The sequence below is a fragment of the Sphingomonas sp. ATCC 31555 genome (assembly GCF_000282895.1).
Lineage (GTDB): Bacteria > Pseudomonadota > Alphaproteobacteria > Sphingomonadales > Sphingomonadaceae > Sphingomonas.
The window spans coordinates 19,249-40,586 of sequence record NZ_ALBQ01000062.1 but is presented as its reverse complement, the minus strand read 5'-3'; the positions used below and the strand labels follow the sequence as shown (position 1 = coordinate 40,586).

General features: G+C 66.5%; 18 protein-coding genes. 7 read left to right on the top strand and 11 right to left on the bottom strand.

The window, feature by feature from the left end; translation table 11 throughout:
• Positions 1–3: 3 nt before the first annotated feature.
• The 7 genes from nagE to B215_RS0119210 all read right to left on the bottom strand — a co-directional run bounded on the left by nagE (position 4) and on the right by B215_RS0119210 (position 9,500).
• The gene (gene nagE, locus B215_RS0119240) at positions 4–1,719 is read right to left on the bottom strand and encodes an N-acetylglucosamine-specific PTS transporter subunit IIBC (protein ID WP_019371280.1); all 1,716 of its coding nucleotides are present in this window, start codon (positions 1,717–1,719) and stop codon (positions 4–6) included.
• Positions 1,716–4,196 (bottom strand): phosphoenolpyruvate--protein phosphotransferase, encoded by a 2,481-nt coding sequence (ptsP, locus tag B215_RS0119235; protein ID WP_019371279.1) that lies wholly within the window; start codon positions 4,194–4,196, stop codon positions 1,716–1,718. The genes nagE and ptsP overlap by 4 nt, the downstream gene beginning before the upstream one ends.
• An 86-nt stretch (positions 4,197–4,282) precedes the next feature.
• A complete protein-coding gene (gene nagA, locus B215_RS0119230) occupies positions 4,283–5,416 on the bottom strand; it encodes an N-acetylglucosamine-6-phosphate deacetylase (RefSeq protein WP_019371278.1) in 1,134 nt (377 codons plus the stop codon).
• On the bottom strand, positions 5,413–6,462 hold the full coding sequence (locus B215_RS0119225; protein ID WP_019371277.1) for an SIS domain-containing protein: 1,050 nt from the start codon (positions 6,460–6,462) through the stop codon (positions 5,413–5,415). Before B215_RS0119225 ends, nagA begins: the two co-directional genes overlap by 4 nt.
• Before the next feature lie 60 nt (positions 6,463–6,522).
• Positions 6,523–7,263: a copper homeostasis protein CutC gene (locus tag B215_RS0119220; protein ID WP_019371276.1), complete on the bottom strand. Its 741-nt coding sequence runs from the start codon at positions 7,261–7,263 to the stop codon at positions 6,523–6,525.
• A 45-nt stretch (positions 7,264–7,308) separates the two neighbouring features.
• Positions 7,309–8,217 (bottom strand): hypothetical protein, encoded by a 909-nt coding sequence (locus B215_RS0119215; RefSeq protein ID WP_019371275.1) that lies wholly within the window; start codon positions 8,215–8,217, stop codon positions 7,309–7,311.
• Positions 8,175–9,500, bottom strand: coding sequence for a replication-associated recombination protein A (locus B215_RS0119210; RefSeq protein WP_019371274.1), 1,326 nt, complete (start codon positions 9,498–9,500; stop codon positions 8,175–8,177). The genes B215_RS0119215 and B215_RS0119210 overlap by 43 nt, the downstream gene beginning before the upstream one ends.
• 253 nt (positions 9,501–9,753) lie before the next feature.
• Between B215_RS0119210 and ubiM the strand changes: the two genes are divergently transcribed.
• The 3 genes from ubiM (at position 9,754) to B215_RS0119195 (ending at position 12,124) form a co-directional block, all read left to right on the top strand.
• Positions 9,754–10,926 (top strand): 5-demethoxyubiquinol-8 5-hydroxylase UbiM, encoded by a 1,173-nt coding sequence (ubiM, locus tag B215_RS0119205; protein ID WP_019371273.1) that lies wholly within the window; start codon positions 9,754–9,756, stop codon positions 10,924–10,926.
• Positions 10,927–11,119: 193 nt separating this feature from the next.
• A complete protein-coding gene (locus tag B215_RS0119200) occupies positions 11,120–11,728 on the top strand; it encodes a PadR family transcriptional regulator (protein ID WP_019371272.1) in 609 nt (202 codons plus the stop codon).
• Between the two features lie 72 nt (positions 11,729–11,800).
• Positions 11,801–12,124: a DUF2218 domain-containing protein gene (locus B215_RS0119195; RefSeq protein WP_019371271.1), complete on the top strand. Its 324-nt coding sequence runs from the start codon at positions 11,801–11,803 to the stop codon at positions 12,122–12,124.
• Positions 12,125–12,159: 35 nt separating this feature from the next.
• Here B215_RS0119195 and B215_RS0119190 read toward each other — a convergent pair whose 3' ends face one another.
• From B215_RS0119190 to B215_RS0119180, 3 genes are all read right to left on the bottom strand, one after another.
• On the bottom strand, positions 12,160–13,329 hold the full coding sequence (locus B215_RS0119190) for a collagen-binding domain-containing protein (protein WP_019371270.1): 1,170 nt from the start codon (positions 13,327–13,329) through the stop codon (positions 12,160–12,162).
• A gap of 232 nt (positions 13,330–13,561) precedes the next feature.
• On the bottom strand, positions 13,562–16,072 hold the full coding sequence (locus B215_RS0119185) for a TonB-dependent receptor domain-containing protein (protein ID WP_019371269.1): 2,511 nt from the start codon (positions 16,070–16,072) through the stop codon (positions 13,562–13,564).
• A gap of 149 nt (positions 16,073–16,221) precedes the next feature.
• A complete protein-coding gene (locus B215_RS0119180) occupies positions 16,222–17,367 on the bottom strand; it encodes a glycosyltransferase family 4 protein (protein ID WP_019371268.1) in 1,146 nt (381 codons plus the stop codon).
• 93 nt (positions 17,368–17,460) lie between these two features.
• On the opposite strand from B215_RS0119180, the gene B215_RS0119175 reads away from it, so the two are divergent.
• The 4 genes from B215_RS0119175 (at position 17,461) to B215_RS0119160 (ending at position 20,569) form a co-directional block, all read left to right on the top strand.
• A complete protein-coding gene (locus B215_RS0119175) occupies positions 17,461–17,679 on the top strand; it encodes a DUF2945 domain-containing protein (RefSeq protein WP_019371267.1) in 219 nt (72 codons plus the stop codon).
• A gap of 40 nt (positions 17,680–17,719) precedes the next feature.
• On the top strand, positions 17,720–19,096 hold the full coding sequence (radA, locus tag B215_RS0119170) for a DNA repair protein RadA (protein WP_019371266.1): 1,377 nt from the start codon (positions 17,720–17,722) through the stop codon (positions 19,094–19,096).
• Between the two features lie 265 nt (positions 19,097–19,361).
• The gene (locus tag B215_RS0119165) at positions 19,362–19,955 is read left to right on the top strand and encodes a PEP-CTERM sorting domain-containing protein (RefSeq protein WP_019371265.1); all 594 of its coding nucleotides are present in this window, start codon (positions 19,362–19,364) and stop codon (positions 19,953–19,955) included.
• A complete protein-coding gene (locus B215_RS0119160; protein WP_019371264.1) occupies positions 19,952–20,569 on the top strand; it encodes a L,D-transpeptidase family protein in 618 nt (205 codons plus the stop codon). The genes B215_RS0119165 and B215_RS0119160 overlap by 4 nt, the downstream gene beginning before the upstream one ends.
• A 12-nt stretch (positions 20,570–20,581) precedes the next feature.
• Here B215_RS0119160 and B215_RS0119155 read toward each other — a convergent pair whose 3' ends face one another.
• Entirely contained in the window at positions 20,582–21,262 is a 681-nt protein-coding gene (locus B215_RS0119155) for a CAP domain-containing protein (RefSeq protein WP_236704482.1), read from the bottom strand.
• Positions 21,263–21,338 lie beyond the last annotated feature (76 nt).

Below are 21,338 nucleotides of genomic sequence, written 5' to 3'. Positions count from 1 at the left end.
CGCTCAGCCCCGCAGCGTCGCCAGCACTGTATCGTCGCCCAGCAGGTGCAGCACATTGGCCGAGGGGCGGGCAAAGCCGCGCAGCCCCAGTGCGAGCAGCGCATCGGCATCGACATCGGCCGGGTTGCACAGCTCGACGCGCAGGCGATGGTCGTGCGCGGTGACGGCGACGATATTCGTTGCACCCCCTAGTGCCGAGAGGGCTGCCGGTTGCATGGCGACCAGCAGATCGTGGGCAGAAGCAGAGGCGGGGCCCGGGACCGTGACGCCGCCGCGTGCAATCGTGTCGCGGATTTCCACTGCCACCACATCGGCGATCGGGCCGAGCACCACCTGCAGCGCCCGCTCCGAGGGACGCAGGATACCATGCGCGCCCAGTGCCTTGAGTGCGGCGTCATCTACGGCGCGCTGATCGGCGACGATCAGGCGCAGGCGCGTGGTGCAGGCGCCGACTTCGACCAGATTGGCGGATCCGCCCAGCGCCCGGGCAAATGCTTCGCCACGGCTCGCCGGAGCGGCGCTTGCGCTTGCCTGGGCAGTCGCCGATGCCTCGGCATCGCGGCCGGGGGTCTTCAGGTCGAAGCGGCGGATCGCCCAGGCGAAGATGCCATAATAGATCGCGAAATAGACCAGCCCTACGGGGATCAGCAGCAGCGGCTTGGTCGCCTTGCCGAAGTTCAGCGCATAATCGAACAAACCCGCTGAAAAGCCGAAGCCGAGCTTCACGCCCAGCAAATCCATAACCACCATTGCCACGCCGGTAAGCACCGCGTGCACCGCGTAGAGGATGGGCGCCAGGAACATGAAGCTGTATTCGATCGGCTCGGTAACACCGGTCAGCAGCGAAGTGAGGGCGAGGCTGAACAGCAGGCCACCGACCGCCTTGCGACGCTCGGGGAGTGCCGCGCGGTACATGGCGAGGCAGGCGGCGGGCAGGCCGAACATCATCACCGGGAAGAAACCGGCCATGAACGCGCCCGCGCTCGGATCGCCGGCGAAGAAGCGGCGCAGGTCGCCCGTTGCGCCGTTATAGTCGCCCTGAACGAACCAGAATACGTTGTTGAGGATATGGTGCAGGCCGGTGACCAGCAACACGCGGTTGAGCACGCCGAAGGCGAACAGGCCGAACGAGCCCGCACCGGCGATGCCGTGGCTGAGACCGTCCACGCCCGCGCTGATATGCGGAAAGCCGACGCCGACGATCGCGGCGATCCCTAGCCCGGCCAGACCGCTGACGATCGGCACGAAGCGGCGACCGCCGAAAAAGGCAAGGTAGGATGGCAGCTTGATCGCGGAGAAGCGGTTGTAGAAGGTGCCGCCGATAAGGCCGGAGGCGATGCCGATCGGCACGTCGAGCCGCGCAACCGCCTTGGCCTTCCACGCAGCCACGGCGAGCGTCGTCTGGTCCGTGGCGAGACCCGCGCCGACATCCAAGGGCACGGCAAGCAGGCTCTTGCCCGCTTCCGTGGATACGAGGAAACAGACGATGCCTGCCAGCGCGGCGGCGCCGTTGCCGTCCTTCGCGTAACCCGTCGCCACTCCGATTGCGAACAACAGGCCGAGATGCGCGAACAGCGCGTCGCCTGCGGCGCTGACAAAGGCGATGTCGAGGAGGTCCGGCTGGCCCAGCCGCAGCAGTAGACCGGCGACCGGCAGCACCGCGATCGGCAGCATCAGTGCACGGCCGAGTGGCTGGAGCATTTCGAGGATGTGCTTCATGCGGTGAATTCCCGGGCAAGGCGGCGGACATCGGCGGCGGTGGCGCAGGCAAGCGCCGCAGCGGCATGCGCGCGGGCGCGCTCCAGCGTGAGGCCGGCAAGCACCGCTTTCACTTCGGGCACCACCGCAACGGTGGCGGAAAGCTCGGTCACGCCCAGGCCGATCAGGATCGGCACCGCCAGGGGATCGGAGGCGAGGCCGCCGCACACGCCGACCCAGCGGTTCTGGGTGGCGGCACCTCGGCAGGTATCGGCGATCAGGCGCAGCACCGCAGGATGCAGGCCGTCGATCCCGCTCGCGACAGCCGGATTGCCCCGGTCCATCGCCAACGCGTACTGAGTAAGATCGTTGGTGCCGATCGACAGAAAATCTGCTTCCGTCGCCAGCAGATCAGCCGTCGCCGCAGCGGCGGGCGTCTCGACCATGATGCCGAGTTCGACGCGTTCCTCGATGCCCAGCTCGGCGCGCAAGCGATCGAGTACGGCGCGTACGGCCCGCAGTTCGCCGATGCTGGCAATCATCGGCAGCATGATTCTGGCTTGGCCGATCGGGCGGACGCCCAGAATGGCGCGGAGCTGGTCTTCCAATATCTTGGGATGGGCGAGGCCGACGCGAATGCCGCGCAGGCCCAGCGCCGGATTCTCCTCCGCCCCGATCGGCAGATAGGGGGCGGGCTTGTCGCCCCCGATATCGAGCAGGCGAATGATCAGCGGGCGACCGTCCAGCGCGTCGGCAATCGCCTGATATTCGGCGGTCTGCTCGGCCACGCTCGGGGCCGTGTCGCGGTCAAGAAACAGGAATTCGGTGCGCAGCAGGCCGCTGCCCTCGGCGCCCGTCGCGACTGCGCGGACTGCATCGGAAGCGGAGCCGAGGTTGGCGAACACTTCGATTCGAGTGCCGTCGGCCAAATGGCAGGCCGCGCTCGCTGCCGATCGGGCGGCGGCGAGCGCGGCGGCGCGGGCATCGACACGCGCCTGGGCTTCGGCCCGCTGCGCGTCGTTCGGTGCGACCCGAAGGGTGCCCGCGCCGGAATCGAGAATGACGGTTTCGCCCTCACGAACGCCGCGCAGCGCTGGCCCCATCGCCACTAGCGCCGGTATGCCTAGGCTCGCGGCGAGGATCGCCACGTGCGAGGTGGGGCCACCACCTACCGTACAGAAACCTCTCACCTGCGCTGGGTCGATCGCGGAGACCTGAGACGGAAGCAGGTCGTCAGCGAGCAGGATCGTGCCGACGGGGAACGCTAGCGGCGCATCCCCCACGCCTGCAATCGCCGCGACCACACGACGTTCGAGGTCGACCATGTCGTCTGCGCGTTCGGCAAGGTGCGGATCGCCGCTGGTGCGCAACAGATCTGCTTGCGGGCGCAGCGCCTCGCGCCACGCCTGCGCGGCGCTGGCGCCCTGGCCGATCGCGTCGCTGGCTGCGGCGAGCAGTTCGGGATCGTCGAGCATCGCGCGGTGTGCGCTCAGGATCGACCGCATCGGGCCGCTGGCATGGGCCAGTTCGCCCTCTATCGCCCGGCTAACCTTGGCGAGTCCGTCCATAAGGGATGCGCGCTCCACGCCGTCGCCCTTGCCGATCGGATCGATCTCGATCTCCGGCAGGCGGAAGAAGCGCGCCGCGCCAATGGCGAGTCCCGGCGCGGCGGAGACGCCGGCGAGGAGACCAGGTTCGTCCGTAGCTATCGCGATGGGAGCGGCTGGGGTGGGGACAGGGCGACTGGCGGTGGCCGGATCGGCCTTCTCGCCCATACCGCTTTCGATCATCGCCGCGAGCGTTTCGACAGCCTTCGCACCGATCGGCCCATAGGCTTCGATACGGATAGTGTCGCCGAGCTTGATCGCGAGCGTCATCAGTCCCACCGGGCTGCGCGCATCGGCGCTGCGCTCGCCCTTCGCGATGGTGACCTTTGCGTCGAACGGTACCAGCGCCTCGCGCAGCTTGGCTGCCGGGCGGGCGTGGATGCCGTGCGCCAGCGGCACGACGACGTCGCGGGAGAACAGCGGACCTTCTGGACCGGCAGCGGCTTTGATTTCGGGCGCGGCGCGGGCAACGGTGAAGAGCACATCGCCTGGCGAAACCATACCGCTGAGGTGCGAAGGGGACAGCTCGACGCCGTCCTGCCGGATCACCAGAACCGGGGTAACTACCGAAGGCGCGCCGCAGACCACGGCATCGAGATCGAAGCGGATCAGCACATCGCCGCGGCGCACGCGATCGCCGACCTTGACCTCCGGCTCGAAGCCCTTGCCGGCGAGTTGGACGGTATCGATACCGATGTGCATCAGCACTTCGATCGCGTCACCCGCGCGCAGCGTGATGGCGTGGCCGGTCGGCTGCAAAACCGAGACTTCGCCGTCGCAGGGCGCATAGAGGCAGCCTTCGACGGGATCGATCGCTACGCCGTCGCCCAGCATCCGCTGCGCGAAGACGGGATCGGGTACCTCTTCCAGCGGCATCAGCCAGCCCGCCATCGGGGCGCCGATGGCGAGAGCCCCGGCCGTGGCGTCGTCGTGAAGAGAGGGCGGCGCGATCGTGCTCAGGGCGAGTCTCCGTAGGCTCAGGGGAAGCGGGTTGCGCCGATCCAGCAACCGGCCGGCTGGAAATCGCGGGTCAATTGAACCCAGTCGGCGCGCAGGCCGGGGGCAAGCACGCCGCGTTCGTGCGATAGGCCCAGAAAAGCGGCAGGGCTGGCGGCAGCCATCATCGCCGCATCTTCGGGCGAGGTGCCGACGCGGGTGACCATGTGGCGGAACGCGCCGGTCATATCGAGCGCCGATCCGGCCAGCGTGCCGTCCGCACCCAGGCAACGGCCGCCTTCGACGCGGATCAGCCGGCCGTGCAGATCGAACGAGGTCATGTCCGATCCCACGTTCGGCATTGCGTCGGTCACAAGCAGGAAGCGATCATGCGGGCGGGCCTGCAGCGCGATGCGCAGCGCCGCGTCATGGACGTGGAAGCCATCGGGGATGATGCCGCAATAGGCGGTCTGGTTCTCCAGCGCCGCGCCGACCACGCCGGGCGCGCGGTGCAGCAGCGGCGACATCGCGTTGAACAGGTGGGTGACACCGGTCATGCCGGCCTCGAATGCCGCCACGGCGGTGTCGTAGGCAGCGTCGCTATGCCCGATGGCGAGCAAAACGCCTGCCCGGGCAAGGCGGCGGACATTGGCCAGATCGACCATCTCGGGGGCGAGGGTGACGAGCACCTTGCCCCGGCGCGGGCGGCTGAGCAGCTCCACCATCGCGGTATCCAGGCCGCGGAACTTCTCCGCATCGTGGATGCCCTTGCGCGCCTTGTTGAGGATCGGGCCTTCGATGTGGACGCCCAGACAGCCGGGCACGCCGGCCTCGATCGCGGCATCGGCCGCGTCGAGTGCGCGGGCGATCACCTCTGGCACATCGCTGATCAGCGTGGGCAGGAATCCGGTGGTGCCGAACTGGGCGTGCGCCGCGCCGATCGCGGCGATGCCTTCGATCGTGGTGGCGTCGTTGAACAGCACGCCGCCGCCGCCATTGACCTGAACGTCGATGAAGCCAGGGACGATCCAGCCGCCGTCGAGGTCGATGGTCTCGGTGCCGGCGCCTTCCTTCGAAAGCCCGGTGATGCGGCCCTGGTCGACCGCGATCACCGCTTCCGGCAGGGTGCCGGCGGCGGTGACGATATGGCCGTTGACGAAACGGAAGCTGCTCATCGAGTCTCGGTCACCTTGCGGAGATATAGCGGCGCATCCGGATTGTTGCCGCGCGCCAGCGACAGCGCGTTTACCATCGGGTAGAAGCTCTGGACCATCAGGATCGGTTCGATCGCGGGATGGCCGGGCAGCACGGGGAGAGGCGACGCGGTGCCGGCCTTCGCATCGGCCAGGCACACGCGGGCGCCGCGCTCGGCGAATTCGGCGCAGGCATCGCGCACGCTGTCGCCCGCTGCGTCCGAGGTGGCGAAGGCGAGCACCGGGAAGCCCTGGCCGACGATCGCCATCGGGCCATGACGGACTTCTGCGGCGCTGAACGCTTCGGCGTGCAGGCTGCAGGTTTCCTTGAACTTGAGCGCGGCCTCCTGCGCTACGGCGAAGCTGTAGCCGCGGCCGATCACGAACAAATTGGTCGCCTCGCGCAGCGTTTCCACCACCGGCGCCCAATCATAGTCGCGCGCGGCTTCTAGCTGCTGGGGCAGCGCTGTCAGGGCGTCGGCCAGCGCAGTATCCTGCGCCCATTCGGCGACCAGCGCGGCGAAGGCGGCCAGCGCGGTAATGTAGGACTTGGTCGCCGCCACCGAGCGCTCGGGGCCGGCCTTCAGGCCGATCGTGGAGTCTGCCATCGTGGCGAGCGGCGATTCCTCGTCGTTGACGAAGGCCACGACGCGGGCGCCGGCCTGCTGATAGGCCCGGACGGTGGCGAGCAGATCGGGGCTGCGGCCGCTCTGCGACACCGCGATGCACAGCGCGCGGGCGGTGGAGACCGGCGCTTCGAACACCGACGCCACCGACGGCGCCGCGGAGGCGACCGGCACGCCGATCATCGTTTCGATCAGATACTTGCCATAGGTGGCGGAGTGATCGGACGAGCCACGCGCGCAGGTGACGACCAGTGCAGGCGGCGCAGCGCGCAGCTCGCGCGCCAGCGCGGCGATCGCCGGACCATTGGCGTCGAGCAGGCGGCGCACCGCCGCACCGGCTTCAGCGGCTTCGGACGCCATCAGCGTCGCGCCGCCTGCGGGCTTTTGGATATCGGCGATCATGTCCCCCATTGCCTCCACTGGCTATGACCGACACAGCGATAAGTTACATATTGGTATTGTTCAAGCGCTAGCTTGCGAATTCAGCATTTCCCGCAGCGTCGCGACCTTGGCCCGATCGGTCGCGAGACGCGCCCCGGCCTGGAAGCCGAAGGCGATTTCGCGCACATTTGCCTCACCCTGCGCGCTGCGGCACGAGGCATGGACCTCCCGCACGCCCGTCGCCAGGATCGCAGGCAGGGTGGCTGCATCGATGCCACTGCCGGCCAGGATGGTGATGCGCGTGCCGGCGGCGGCGACCAGCGCCGCGAGGGTCGCACGGCCATCGATCGCCTTGGGCGCACAGCCGGAGGTTAGGATGCGATCAAAGCCGAGCGCGACAGCCGTCTCCAGCGCCGCGAACGGATCCGGGCAGAGATCGAATGCGCGATGCAAGGTAAGCGACAAGGGCTTGCCGCTCGACCGCGCGACCGCAATCCATCGCGCCAGCACGTCTCCGTCGAGCTGGTGGTCCGCACCGCTGGCGCCGATCACCACGCCGGCCAGCCCCGCCTCGGCCGCAGCACGGATATCGGCAGTCACCAGCGCGACTTCCGCCGGCGAATAGTGGAAGTTGCCGTCGCGGGGGCGGGCCAGCAGGTGCACCGGGATCGGCGCCCGCGCCGCTTGGGCGATCAGCGAGGCCGGCGGGGTCAGGCCGCCGACCGCGAGCGCCGCACAAAGCTCGACTCGATCGGCGCCGCCGGTCACTGCCGCTTCGATTCCGGCAACGTCTTCGACACAGACTTCGAGCTGGCGGCGCATGCGCTAATCGACCTTCCCCTGCAGGTTCTAGAAAAGTCCTATTCCTCAGAGTACGCCGAAGGTCCAGCCCTCGGTACACGCCAGGCTGGGCGTGAGCGCCGCCGGTTGCCACGAATCCTGTTGCCCCGCCGCGACTCGCAGCCATGCGGCGCTGAGGATCGCATCGGTGGCGTGGTCGTCATAGCGGGGCAGCCGCCCGTGCGGCGCTGATCCGAACGCCGCGAGCATTTTGTCCAGCGTCTCGGCGTCGCGGATCTTCGAGATGCCCTTGCGCATGCCGGCGAGCCGCGCGGCGAGCGCGGTATAGATTTCCACCAGCACCGGGCCGGCATCGGGTACGGGATCGAATGGCCACAGCCCGATGCGGCCCCGCAGCCGGTGGAGGACGCGCATGCCGGTGAGGCTCGATTTGCCCACCTGGCTCGCGCCGACCAGGTTGAAGCAGCTATAGGGCGAGAGTGCCATCGCGTGCTGGCCATGCTCGCACACCCGAAACCGGCCGCGGCCGCCGGGGAATAGATCGCCGCAATCGCCCATCTGGCGGAAATGCCGTCGCGCTTCCGGATGCTGTACGAAGCTGGTGGCGGCGAAGTGCGGATCCGCCTGCGACACGCGGTCGACCAGTGCCCAAAGCGCCGGGCCATCGGCGGGGCTTTCCGTCCAGCCGGGGAAATAAGCGCCGGCGTCGACAAAGGGAAAGGCCGGAGATAGATCGAGGCCGACCAGCGCGCGCGTGCCGGTATCGGCAAGGTCGCCGAGAAAGGCGAGAATGTCGGCGCGCGACCAGGGGCGATCGATCAGGACCGGCGCGGCGTCGCCGGCACTGGCATGGGCAACGGCCAGCCCCTTGGGCCGCTCAACTGCCTGGCCCGACCAATCGATCGCGATGAAATCGGTGAAGTCCGGCGTCGCTATGCGCCGTCTCCGCGCCGTTGCTCCCGCATCGCCGCCCACCAGGCGAGCCGCTCCGCCACCCGCTTCTCGTGCCCGCGATCGGTGGGGGTGTAGAAGGTCTGCGGTTCCATCTCCGCCGGCCAGTAATTGTCGCCCGAGAAGCCGCCCTCGGCATCATGGTCGTAGGTATAGCCGGTGCCATAGCCGATCTGCTTCATCAGCTTGGTCGGCGCGTTGAGGATGTTCTGCGGCGGCATCAGCGAGCCGGTTTCCTTGGCCACCTTCCACGCCGCCTTCTGCGCCTTGTAGGAGGCGTTCGACTTGGGCGCTGTCGCCAGGTAGAGACATGCCTGGACGATCGCCAGTTCGCCTTCGGGCGAGCCGAGAAAGTCGTACGTGTCCTTGGCCGCCATGCACTGCACCAGCGCGTTGGGGTCGGCCATGCCGATATCCTCCACCGCCATGCGGACGAGGCGCCTGAGCAGATACAGCGGCTCCTCGCCCGCGGTGAGCATCCGCGCGAGATAATAGAGCGCCGCCTGCGGATCCGAGCCGCGCACCGATTTGTGCAGCGCCGAGATCAGGTTGTAATGCCCCTCGCGGTCCTTGTCGTAGACCGCGACGCGGCGCTGCAGGAAGGCGGAGAGCCCGGCGGGGTCGAGCGGCGCCTCGAACTGTACCGAGAACAGCGTTTCGGCCTGGTTGAGCAGGAAGCGCCCGTCGCCGTCCGCGCTCGCCACCAGCGCGTCGCGTGCCTCGGGCGTCAGGGGCAGGGGGCGTTCCTCCAGCGTCTCGGCACGATCGAGCAGCTGGCTCAGCGCTGCGTGATCGAGCCGGTGCAGGATCAGCACCTGCGCGCGGCTGAGCAGCGCGGCGTTGAGCTCGAAGGAGGGGTTTTCGGTGGTCGCGCCGACCAATGTGACGGTGCCGTCCTCGACATAGGGCAGGAAGCCGTCCTGCTGCGCGCGGTTGAAGCGGTGGATCTCGTCCACGAACAGCAGCGTGCGCTTGCCGATCCGGGCATGGTCGCGCGCCTCGGCGAACACCTTCTTGAGGTCGGCGACGCCCGAGAACACCGCCGAGATCGCGACGAAGCGCAGGCCCACCGCATCGGCGAGCAGCCGTGACATGGTGGTCTTGCCAGTGCCGGGTGGCCCCCAGAAGATGATCGAGCTGAGCTTGCCCGCCGCGACCATCCGCCCGATCGCGCCCTGCGGTCCAGTGAGATGCTCCTGCCCGACCACCTCGTCGAGCTTCTGCGGGCGCAGCCGGTCGGCGAGCGGGCCGCCGGCGGCGGGGGAGTCGGCGGCGGGTTGTTCGTGGGTGGCAAAAAGGTCGGCCATTGCGGCCAAGATAGGCGGGTGCGACGCTATTTGCATCCCGCTGGTTGATCGGGCGCAAGGCTTGGTGGCGCCTGGCGCCCCAAACCCTTGGTCATCCCGGCGAAAGTCGGGATCCATTCGCCTATCCGGTGTAGCAGGAGCCGACGCGCTACAGCGTCTGGATCCCGGCTTTCGCCGGGATGACGGTGCGTGGTGGGGAAGTCGCCCCGATCGCCACGGGGCGGGATGGGGCGGAAAGTGTGGAGGATCGGGCATGGACTGCGACGTCGTCATCGTCGGGGGAGGGCCGGCGGGCCTCGCCTTCGCGCGCTCGCTGGAAGACAGCGGTCTGAGCATCGTGCTGCTCGAGCGCGCGCCGCTGGAGGCGCTGGCCAGCCCGCGCTTCGACGGGCGCGAGATCGCGCTCACCCATGGCTCGAAGCGGATCCTCGACTCGCTCGGCGCCTGGGGGCGGCTGCCGGCGGACGAGATCGCGCCGATGCACGCGGCCAAGGTGCTCAACGGCGATTCGCCCTTCGCGCTCAACTTCACCGCGGGGGGCGGGGCGGACGACCAGCTCGGCTATCTGGTGCCGAACCACCGCATCCGCGCCGCGCTGTACGAGGCGGTGAAGCACCAGCCCGGCCTAAAGCTGGTGACCGGCGCGGAGGTGGTCCATGCCCGCTCGGGTGCCACCGGGCCGCGCGCGGAAGTGCTGCTCTCCTCGGGCGAGGTGGTACGGGCGCGGCTGCTGGTGGTGGCCGATTCGCGGCTCTCCAAGACGCGCGAGGCGCTGGGGATCGACACCGACATCAACCCGCTTGGTCGTTCGATGATGGTGGTGCGGGTGCGCCACGAGCTGCCACACGGTGCGACCGCGCTCGAATGGTTCGATCATCGCCAGACGCTGGCGCTGCTGCCGCTGAACGGCAACATGGCCGGCGCAGTGCTGACCCTCCCCGAAGAGGCGGCGCGGCGGGTGGCGGCGTTCGACGATGCCGCGCTCGGCCGCGACCTCACCCGCCGCTTCCGCCAGCGGCTGGGGCGGATGGAGGTGGTGAGCGATCGCAACGTCTACCCGCTGGTCACCACCTGGGCACATCAGTTCGTCACCGGTCGCGCGGCGCTGATCGGCGATGCGGCGGTTGGGATGCATCCGGTGACCGCGCATGGCTTCAACCTCGGGCTGAGCGGGCAGGCGCTGCTCGCCGCCGAGGTGCGGGACGCGGTGCGGCGGGGGATGGACCCGGCGCTGCCGGCGGTGCTGCGGCGCTTTGAGAACGGCCACCGGGCGGCGTGCAAGCCTCTCTATACGGGGACCAACCTGCTGGTGCGGCTGTTCACTGACGAGCGGCTGCCGGCACGCGCGATGCGGCACGCGGTGCTGCGGCTGGGGGCGGGGCTGCCCTTCGTCCGGCCGACGGTGCGGGCGATGCTGACGCATTAGGGCGTCTCCTAAGCCCCTTTCCTTCAGGGGAGGGGTTTGGGGTGGGGCGGTGTCTCACCGAGACCAAATTACGTTCTGGAATCCCTCCACCCCAACCCCTCCTCCTAGGAGGAGGGGCTAAAGAGGGCCCTTGCACGATCTTTTTCAAGATATATCTTGTGTGCATCACGACTTGCACAGGATGCATATAACCATGTTTTCTCCCTTCGGCCGTCACGGCCATCATCACCATCATCACGGCCACCAGTTTGGCCCCCGCGGACGCGGCGGCTGGGGCGGGGGCTTTCCCGGCGGCTTCGACATGGCCTTTGCCATGGGCGAGCGTGGGCCTGGTGGGCGCGGCCGGCGGATGTTCGGCGGCGACGAGCTCCGCCTGATCCTGCTCAAGCTGATCGAGGAGGCGCCGCGCCACGGCTATGACCTGATCCGCGAGATCGAGGCGCGCTCCAACGGCGCCTATGCGCCGAGCCCGGGCGTCGTGTACCCCACGCTCACCATGCTCGACGACATGGACCTGATCGCCGAGCACAAGAGCGAGGGCGCCAAGAAGCAGTTCGCGATTACCGAGGCGGGCACCGCGCATCTTGCGGAGAATGCCGTCGAAGTCGCAGCGCTGTTCGAACGTCTGGCGCAACTGGGCGAGCGCCATGCCCGCACCAATGGCGGGCCGGTGCGCCGCGCGATGCACAACCTCAAGACCGTGCTCGCCGCCAGCGTGTTCGACGAGGAAGTGGATGCGGAGCGGCTGCACGCAATCGCCGAAATCCTCGACGAAGCCGCGCGCAAGATCGAGCGGCTGTAGGAAACGATGCCCCGGATCGAGGTGTTACGTCGCCGTCTGGGGCTGGTCCCCGGTTCGGCCAAGGAGACAGGAATGACGATTGCCCCATTCACCAGCCACACCCTGGTGCCGACCGAACATGCCAGCCGCTATCTCCAGCAGTTGTGCAAGCATTGGCAGCACAATCTGCAGGTGGAATTCACGCCTGAAAACGGCACGGTGATCTTCCCGAAGGATGCTCGCGGCGCCGATCATCCGGGCGATGCCGTGGTTACGTTCAACGTTGCCGAAGCTGGGCTGGACGTGCGGATCGATGCCACGTCGGCGGATCAGCTGGAAGGGCTCAAAGGTGCGGTTGCTCGCCATCTCGACCGCTTTGCCTTCCGCGAAGGCGAGCTGCGGTTCGACTGGCAATGACGAAAGGGGCGCCGTTACCGGCGCCCCTTGTCGGTTCAGGCGATGCCGAGCGCGCGGCGTTTGCGGATCGCGGCGCCCAGCGCGCCGAAGCCGACCAGCAGCATCGCCCAGCTCGCCGGTTCGGGCACGGCGTTCGTCGGCACGAAATTGCCGTTGCCGTTATAGGTGCCCAGATGCACCTCGCCGTTCAGGCGCATGTTGAGCGCAACGATGCTGCCTTCGATGGCGCTGCTGTTCGTCAGCGTCGCCTTCGGCGCCAGGATGCTGCCGTGAAAACCCTTCACCGACAGGTTCTGCGCCTGGTTGAAGTTCCAGATCACGCTCTGGTTCAGCGCCTTGTTGTTGATGTTCCCGCCCTGCACCAGATTCGTGCCGAGCACGTTGATGATTGTGGTGGTGCCGCTGGGCATCCGGGTGAACAGGTTGTCGAAATTGGCGTTCTGGTTGGTGAATGCCGCTTCGGTCATCGTGAACACCGCGAAACCGTCTGTGGCGCCCGAATAGTTCAGCGCATTGTTGGTCGAGGTGATCGTGCCGAGCGAGGGCAGGTTCGCCAACTGGGTCGACAGGGCGTTGAGGTTGGTGGTCAGCTCGCTCATGCGAATCACCAGGCCGGCGCCCACGTCGTTCGCGCCGCCTGCGGCGAGGGTGGCATCCTTGCGCGCGCCGTTGATGCCCGAAGCGGCCGATCCGCCATAGGTCACGCTGTTGTTGTTGACGTTGAACGAGGTGGTGAGGTTACCCCCCGCCACCAACACACCCACCGCGCCGTTGGTAGCGTTGAAATCCACATAGCCGACATTACCGCCGATGCGCGCGGTGTTGCCCAGCGTACCGTTCTGGCCATTCGCATATCCCGCCTTCAGGCGGAACGAACCGGTGGCGTTGCCGACGACGCTCAGCACGTCATAGCGGGAGGATGCCGAACCTTGGGTGCTCGAACCGATGCCGAAATTGGTGAAGTTCTGCGATACCAGCTTGTTGACGAAGGTGCGGCCTTCCACTTCCTGGCCATTCGTGGTGAGCGTGTCGAGCACGATCAGGTTCAATTCGCGCATCGCCTGCAGGCCGGCAGCGGCCTTGGCGTTCGCCGTTGTGGCCGCAGCGGTGGCCGTGGTCGCCTTGCCCGTCGAGGAAGTCGGCTTGGCAAGAGCGGCGGGGGCGACCAGCAGAGCGGCAATTGCAGACAAACAGAGGATGCGCATACGTGTTCCCTTACGCAACAGGATCGATCACCAGCCTAGCGAAAGCGCAGGCGCGGATCGTCGCAGGATCATCCGTTCTTCTTCGCAGAGTGGTTGCGGTACAATGCGAGAATATGGTTAATCCCCTGTTGTTAGTCTCAAATCGACACGGCAATCGTGCGGCTGGGGGCAACGACCAAGGGCGGCCCAGCGCCGAAGCGCGGACCGCCCTTCTTCCGTCGGAGCGGAAAGATCAGAAGCTGAAACGGACCGACGCGGTGATCGTGCGACCGGTTAGCGTCTGGGCGTTGACGATGCCGGATGCCGGGATGGCTGCCGAGTTGACCGAGACGAACGCCAATTTGTCGAACACGTTGTAGACGTTCAGGCTGATCTGGAGACCGTTAACCGGGCGCACCTGCACGAACGGGCTGACGATCGTGTACCCTGGCTGCTTCAGCAGGTTGCCGTCCTGGGCAAAGCTGCTGGTGGTGCCCAGCACGTTGGTGCCGATGGTGAAGCGCTTTACCTCGAACTGTGGCGTTGCCTGGAAAATCAGGTCCGGCTGATGGCGCGGCGTGTTGCCGACCAGCGTCTTGTCGGCCTTGTCGGCATCGATAGTAGCTTTGGTGTAGGTAGCACCGAGTCGTAGACCAAACGGTCCCCGCTCGAACAGGCCTTCGACTTCGACGCCCTTGGCGCTGTAGTCGCGATCAATCTGCAGCACGACGGTGTTGCCTGTGGCATTCGCGCCGATTTGCAGGTTCTTGTCCTGAGTCGAGGCCCAGAAGCCGGTCGCGAACAGCGAAATCCCGTCCTTGCGGAACTTCACGCCGGCTTCCGCCTGCTTCACCGGCCCGTACGCCATGGCAGGGTCGGTCAGTGCGCCAGCGGCATTGACGGCCGGCGAGAAGAACAGCCGTTCCGCACTTGCTCGCGCACCGCGGCTGTAGCGGGCAAACACCGACACGGGTTCGGCAACGCGATAGTTCACGCCGATCGAGTAGGAAGCGTATTTATAGCTATAGTCAGCTAGGCCGGGACGTGACAGCGGCAGCACGGCCACCGAGCGTTCGGCGGGTGCGATCGTGCCGTCGCGGTTCATGTCGACCGGTGCCGTCCCTACGCGCCCGCCACCAAGATCTGCTCCGTACAGCGCGCCGCTAACCTTGCCGAAATCATAGCGGAGGCTCGCACCCAGCGAAAGGGCGCCGATCTGGTAGTTGACCGAGCCATAGGGAGCAAACACGCGATAATCGAGGTCGTAGCGTCGGCGATATCCAGCGCCGCCCGCGATGCCATAGTTCAGTACGCCACCCTGCGTAACTGAAGTGCCAGTTGCGGTGACCACATCGACAAACGCTGAATTGCCGTTCGACGCGACATCGAACACGTTGGTCATCAGGTTCAGGTTCTGCCAGAGCGCCTGGGAGGATGCGTAAAAGCCTGCCGTCGTGGTAAGCTTGCCATCGCCGACGTTCCAAACCCGGCTGCCGCGGAAATCGTTGGTGAAGTTGTCGAGCTTTTCCAGGTCGGAGTGGATCGCCAGACCGTACATCATCAGACCATTGCCGTTCAACGTCGCTGGATTGGTGATCGTCTGCCCCGCCTTGGGACCGGTAGCGTAGCTCAGCGTCGCGCCAGGGCCGCCGAACGTCGGCGCAAAGGCCGCGGCAGGCAGCAACGCCATCGAACTACTTTCGTTATAGCTGCCGGAAATCGCGGCGTAGCGCATGCGGTTGCTGAACGTCCACCCGGCGATGTCGAACTGGGCTTCCAGTCCGAGCGACGCCACCTTGCTGCGATTGCCCTCACGCAGGTTCAGGTTGGTGATGTTGTTGTTGCCGTCTAGCGCCAGCATCGAGGACTTGTAACGCGATTCAAGGGTGTCCTTGCGCGGATCGAAGCCGGCAATCGTGCTATATGACGGATCGGTATTGGTGCCGCGCACCGCGACCGGCAGCATCGCGTAGTTGGGTTCGCGATCGTCAAGGTACTTGCCGTAGACGCGGACATAGCCGTTCTCAAACGTCTTGGTGACATTGAGCTTGATCTGGCCACCCTTGAACGAATCGAAGGCGGTCGCACGCGGACCTTCGCCCTGGCGATAGAAGCCACCGACGTTGAAACGTACCGTCTTGCTGAGGTGGCCGCCATAGTTGAAGTCGACGCGACCGAGTTCATGATCCACGCCCGAGGACAACTGGATCGTGCCGCCTTCCTCCTCGCCGGTCTTCGAGATGAAATTGACGAGACCACCGGGCGAGTTGGACGCGAACGTGGATGCCGAACCGCCACGGATCGCCTGTACCTGCGACAGGCTGAGATCGGTGCGCAGGAACGCCGTGGTGGCGGCAAAGTGAATGTCGCCGAATTCCAGGACCGGCAGACCGTCTTCCTGGATCTGCAGGAACTTCGAGCCGTCCGCCGCCATCGGCAGGCCGCGTATGGTGATCGCGGTCAGTCCGTCGGTGCCGGCGGTTTCGGCACGGATGCCGGGCATGTTGCCCAGCACTTCGGCAATCGAGCGGGTGCCGATCTTCTGGATCTGCTCCTCATCGATCGAGCTAGCCGAAATGGCGGAGTCGAGCAGGTCGCGGCCCTTGGCAACGCCGGTCGTGAACGACTGTTTGGCTGGCTCGGGCGCGGCTGGCTCCGCGGCGTGTGCGGTCGTCGCAGTGGCGCTGGCGGCATGTTCTTGCGCCTGCGCCGCTGTGGTGAAAAGCGCGCATGATGTCACGAGCGCCAGACGTAAGTTATTCATGGAGGACCCCTTTTCTGGATTGTGTCTGGGGGGTCTCTGGGTGTTGGCAAGTTAAGGGGAGGAGAACGTTCCCATAGGGAGTTTTACAGTGCTGATGGGCAATGCAAACTGGTGCCAGGGCTTGGCAACGCTTTGCTTCCGTATTTTACCTAAGGTCTTGCAAGCAATTCAGAATAACTGTCCAGCACAGAACGGTTGACCTTATCCCAAACCAGTGCTTGCGCCTTGGCGTGGCCGGCCGCTCCTTGCGCCGCGGCGAGCGCCGGATCGCGGATCAACCGCTCGATCGCATCGGCATAGGTGGGCACGTCGCGTGGGGGAACGAGGAAGCCGTTCGCGCCATCCTCGATCAGATCCACCGCCCCCGTGGCGCGTGCGGCTACCACAGGCACGCCGCATGCCATGGCTTCGGACGTGACGTTGCCGAAGGTTTCGGTGACGGAGGGATTGAACAGCACGTCCATCGAAGCGACCGCGCGGGCGAGATCGTCGCCGCGCTGGAAGCCGGTGAAAATCGCGCCGGGCACCCGATCGGCAAAGGTCTGCCGGGCCGGGCCTTCGCCGATCACCAGCACGCGGTGCGCGATGCCCCGCGCGCTAAGCTCGTTGCAAACCGCGCCAAAGATATCGAGACCCTTTTCGAGCACCAGCCGGCCGAGAAAGCCGACCGCGAATTCCTCGTCCCGCAACCCCAACGAGCGCCGCCATTCCAGGCTGCGCCGCCCCGGATGGAAGCGATCATGGTCCACTCCGCGTGACCAGATGCCGACCGGCGTCTTCACGCCCCAGCTCCGGATCAGCTCCGCAGTGGAGTCGCCGGGTGTGACCACCTTGTCGACCCGGTTGTAGAAGCGCGTTAGCAGCTTGATGATCACCGGCGCGACGAAGCCGAGATGGTAGTAAGCTGGATAGGTCTCGAACCGGGTGTGCAGCGAGGCGAGGGTGGCGATGCCACGCGCCCGCGCCCATTTCACCGCGCCGTGACACAGGAATTCGGGGGCCGACACATGCACGATGTTGGGCGCGAAGGCGGCGAGATCCGCTCGGATGCTCTTAGGCAGTCCGGTCGCGAACTTGTATTCGGCTCGACCGCCGGGCACCGGCCAGGCGGGCACGCTGACGAGATCGCCGGTAGGAGCAAAGGCGGGGGTGTCCGTGGTCGGGGAATAGACGCGCACGTTTACGCCCTGATCCAGCAGATAGCCGACGAGCTTGTTAAGCGCCTGGTTCGCGCCGTCGCGAACATAATTGTAGTTGCCGCTGAAGAGCGCGACACGAAGATCCGAGGGCTGCATTTGCGCGCGGCATAGTCTGGCGCGCCGGGGCCGGCAAGCGAATGGATTGTCCCACCCCAGGAACAGAAGATCTGCCCGGCGGTTCTCGCGACAATGAGCAAGCATTTCTCCAAGGGAACGGCAATCCGCTGGAATTGGGGCGGCAATGTCGCACATGGCAAGATTGCCGAACGCTTCGACCGGCGCGTACAGCGCACGATCAAGGGTGAAAAGATCGTTCGCAACGGCAGCGCCGACAATCCCGCCTATCTGATCGAGCAGGAAGATGGCGGGCGCGTGCTGAAGCTCGAATCGGAGCTGGAGCGGGACTGACGCTGTTCCCTTTTCGTTTCGGTTCGGCTAGAGCGTGGGGATGGCGAAACCTCAGAAACGCTATGTCTGCCAGGCCTGCGGCTCGGCAACGTCGAAATGGGCCGGGCAATGCGCGGACTGTGCCGAATGGAATACGCTGGTGGAGGAAGTGGCGGCCGCGGCTACACCCTTCCAGGCCAAGCATAATTTGCAATCCGGCGGCCGCGCGATCCAGCTGTCTGGCCTGAACACCGACATCGCCTTGCCCGATCGGATGGCGAGCGGCATCGCCGAACTCGATCGCGCGCTGGGTGGCGGCTTCGTCGAGGGATCGGCGACGCTGATCGGTGGCGATCCCGGCATCGGCAAGTCCACCCTGCTGCTGCAGGCGGCGGCCAGGATCGCGGAGCGCGGGTTGTCCGTTGCCTATGTCTCCGGCGAGGAAGCTGCCGACCAGGTGCGGCTTCGCGCGCGGCGGCTTGGGCTGGGCCATGCGCCGGTGCAGCTCGCCGCCGCCACCTCGGTTCGGGATATTCTCACGACCGTGGGGCAGGGTACGCCACCGGCCCTGTTGATCATCGACTCGATTCAGACGATGCATTCGGATCTGATCGAAGGCGCGCCGGGCACGGTGAGCCAAGTGCGCGCGAGCGCGCAGGAGTTGATCCGCTTCGCCAAGGAACGCGGCACCGCGTTGGTGCTGGTGGGGCATGTCACCAAGGACGGGGCGATCGCCGGCCCGCGCGTGCTGGAGCATATGGTCGATACGGTACTCGCCTTCGAAGGCGAGCGAAGCCATTTGTATCGCATCCTGCGCGCGGTGAAAAATCGCTTCGGTGGCACCGACGAGATCGGCGTGTTCGCGATGCAGGCGGAAGGACTGACCGAGGTCGGGAATCCCTCGTCGCTGTTCCTGACGCAGCGTGACGAGAACGTCACCGGCACGGTGGTGTTCCCGGCGCTCGAAGGCACGCGGCCGGTGCTGGTGGAGGTGCAGGCGTTGACGGTACGGTTAGCGTCCGGCGCCACGCCGCGGCGTGCTGTGGTCGGGTGGGATTCGCCGCGGCTATCCATGGTGCTGGCGGTGCTGGAGGCGCGGTGCGGGCTCAGCTTCTCCGCCTGCGAAGTCTATCTGAACATCGCCGGCGGCTATCGCGTGCAGGATCCCGCCGCAGATCTGGCGGTGGCGGCGGCGCTGGTCTCGGCGCTTTCGGAGCGCCCCGTTCCCGCCGATGCGGTTGCGTTCGGCGAAATCGCCCTGTCCGGTGAGATCCGGCCCGTGGCACATGCCCCGCTGCGCATGCGCGAGGCGGCCAAGCTGGGGTTTACCCGTGCGCTGACCCCGGCGGCGCAGGCAGGCGAGGGCAGTGCGCTGACGCTGAGCAGCTTTCGCAATCTGGGTAGCTTCGTCGAATACCTGTTGGGGAAGAGCGCCTAGGCTGATCGATCGTGCCGATCGAACCGGTTCGTTTCGAGACAGAAGAGACGAACCGAGGGCATCCGGCAAAATTCGTACTGGTGAATTTGGCAGTAAGGAACTATTTTGCCAAAACTAGGTTTTCCCCTGATTATAACATAAACTTAACTCGCATAGTTAACAGGGTCATGCGATTTCGGGTCGCTTAGGGGGCGAACGACAGGTGCGTATCGGCAGGCGGTTTTTGCGGGGGGACAGGAGGCACGCTGGCAAGCGGCGCCTGCTGATGACAGCCGCGATCGTGGTGCCGCTGCTCTCCACCACTTCCGCCGGAATTGCTATCGCGCCAGTTTCTGACACGATCGATGCGCTTGCGGTGCTCGCCGCCCGCTCGCCGGGCCTGCGGGCGGAAGGCGCGCGCAGCACCAAAGCATTGCGCATGCTGCCGCTCGCCGACGCCGACATGTTGACTGGCACTGAAGCGTTCAACAATCTTCCTCCTGCGGCAGAGCCGCCGATGGCGCCGCTGCCGGCCGCCGTGGCGCTGCCGGCGGACGTTGGGCCCGCCGGTGAGGCGATGTTGCCGCCGGCTGCGTTTGCCCAGGTTCCCTATGTAGTAGCGCCGAGCGCCGTCGGCGCTGCGCCGGGCGGATCCGGCGGCAGCGGGGGCGGGGCCATCCCGACGACCGTTTTTCCGGGTCAGGGCGGCGGCGGTGGTGGCGGTGGTGGCGGCATCATCGTCGTGCCAGCGCCCGCACCCACCCCGGTTCCGCCGATCACGCCGGTGCCCGAACCCGGCATGTGGCTCTTGCTGCTTACCGCTTTTCCGCTGGTGGGTGCAGCGCTCCGCCGGCGCACGCGGAGCAGCGTGGCCGCTTGAAAAGCCGGCGTTCGATCGGCTTCTGGATCTCGCTGGCGGCGCTGGGCGTGGCGATCCTGGTGCCGGCGGGCCTTGCGCTGCTGCGCCGTCCGCCTGCCGTCGCGGTCGCAATGCCGCTGTTTCCGCCCAAAAGTGAACGCATAAGGCTGCCGGGGGACGAGGCGCGGCGACTGACGCGCGCCGATGGCAGCGTACAGCCGGTGAAGACCCTGCTGCGGCTCGACTCCCCGATGCGCTATGGCAGCTTCGTGTGGAACGATCGCGGCGTGCCGGCGGGCGAGTTATGGCTGCGGATCGATCTTTCGAAGCAGATCCTATCCGTCTTCCGTGCTGGCGAGGAAATCGGCACCAGCGTGATCCTGTACGGCCAGGACGACAAGCCAACGCCGACCGGGGATTTTCCGGTGCTGTGGATGGGCCGCAATCACCGCTCCAGCCTCTACGATGCCGAGATGCCCTATACGCTGCGGCTGACCGGCGACGGCGTGGCGATCCATGGCAGCGACGTGCGCGAAGGGCTCGCCACGCATGGCTGTATCGGCGTGCCGCTGGATTTTGCGGCGCGGCTGTTCGCCGTGGTCAGGCGTGGGACGGTGGTGACGATCGTGCAGTGAGCGCGCCGCCGTTCAGGGCGCCTTGGTGCCGCCCCGCACGTCATTTTGGGCGAAAAGGGCGAAGACCGATCGGCCGGTGCGGGTGCGGCTGACGTCGATCACGCACATATGGCCATAGCGTTGGTGCGCGCCGCAACCGATTCCGGCATAGCGCAGTTCCTGGTTGAACAGCAGCAGCCGATGGCTGCGGTCGGGCACCCCATCGTCCACCACCAGCTGGCGAACCACCTGCTCGGCATCGGTATAGCCGTAGGAAATGCCTTCGCCGACAAGGTCGCCGCCGCCGCGCCGGCGCACGCGATCGGCCGGCGTCGCGCCGTCGGGAGAAACGTGGCCGCGTGCGCCGCGGGGCCCTTGATCGGCGACATGGTCCTGCGCGGCAAGATCGAGCAGCGCGCCGCGGTCCAGCGGCGGCAGCGGGCGCTGCCGTTCCAGAAATGCGATGGCGTCGTCGATCGCCTGCAGTCCTTCGCGCGTCATCGTCCCCTTCGGATGATCCGGGGCATACAGCGCATTTCCGATGAAGTGGTTACGCAGCGTGCGCAGCCGATCGGCGTACCCCGCCGGGTCCTGGCGCACCTCGTTGATCCGTTCGAGCACCTGGTCCTCGAGCGGTGGCGTATCGCTCGCCGCCGTGAGCAGCAATGCGCCGCCCGCAAGGACGATGCAGAAGAGGCATCGGATGCCAGTCACGCCATACTCCACCGAACCCCGGAGGTTACAGGCCGGGGCTGCTGGTAATGGTGTGATCAAAACTAGCGAAAATGCC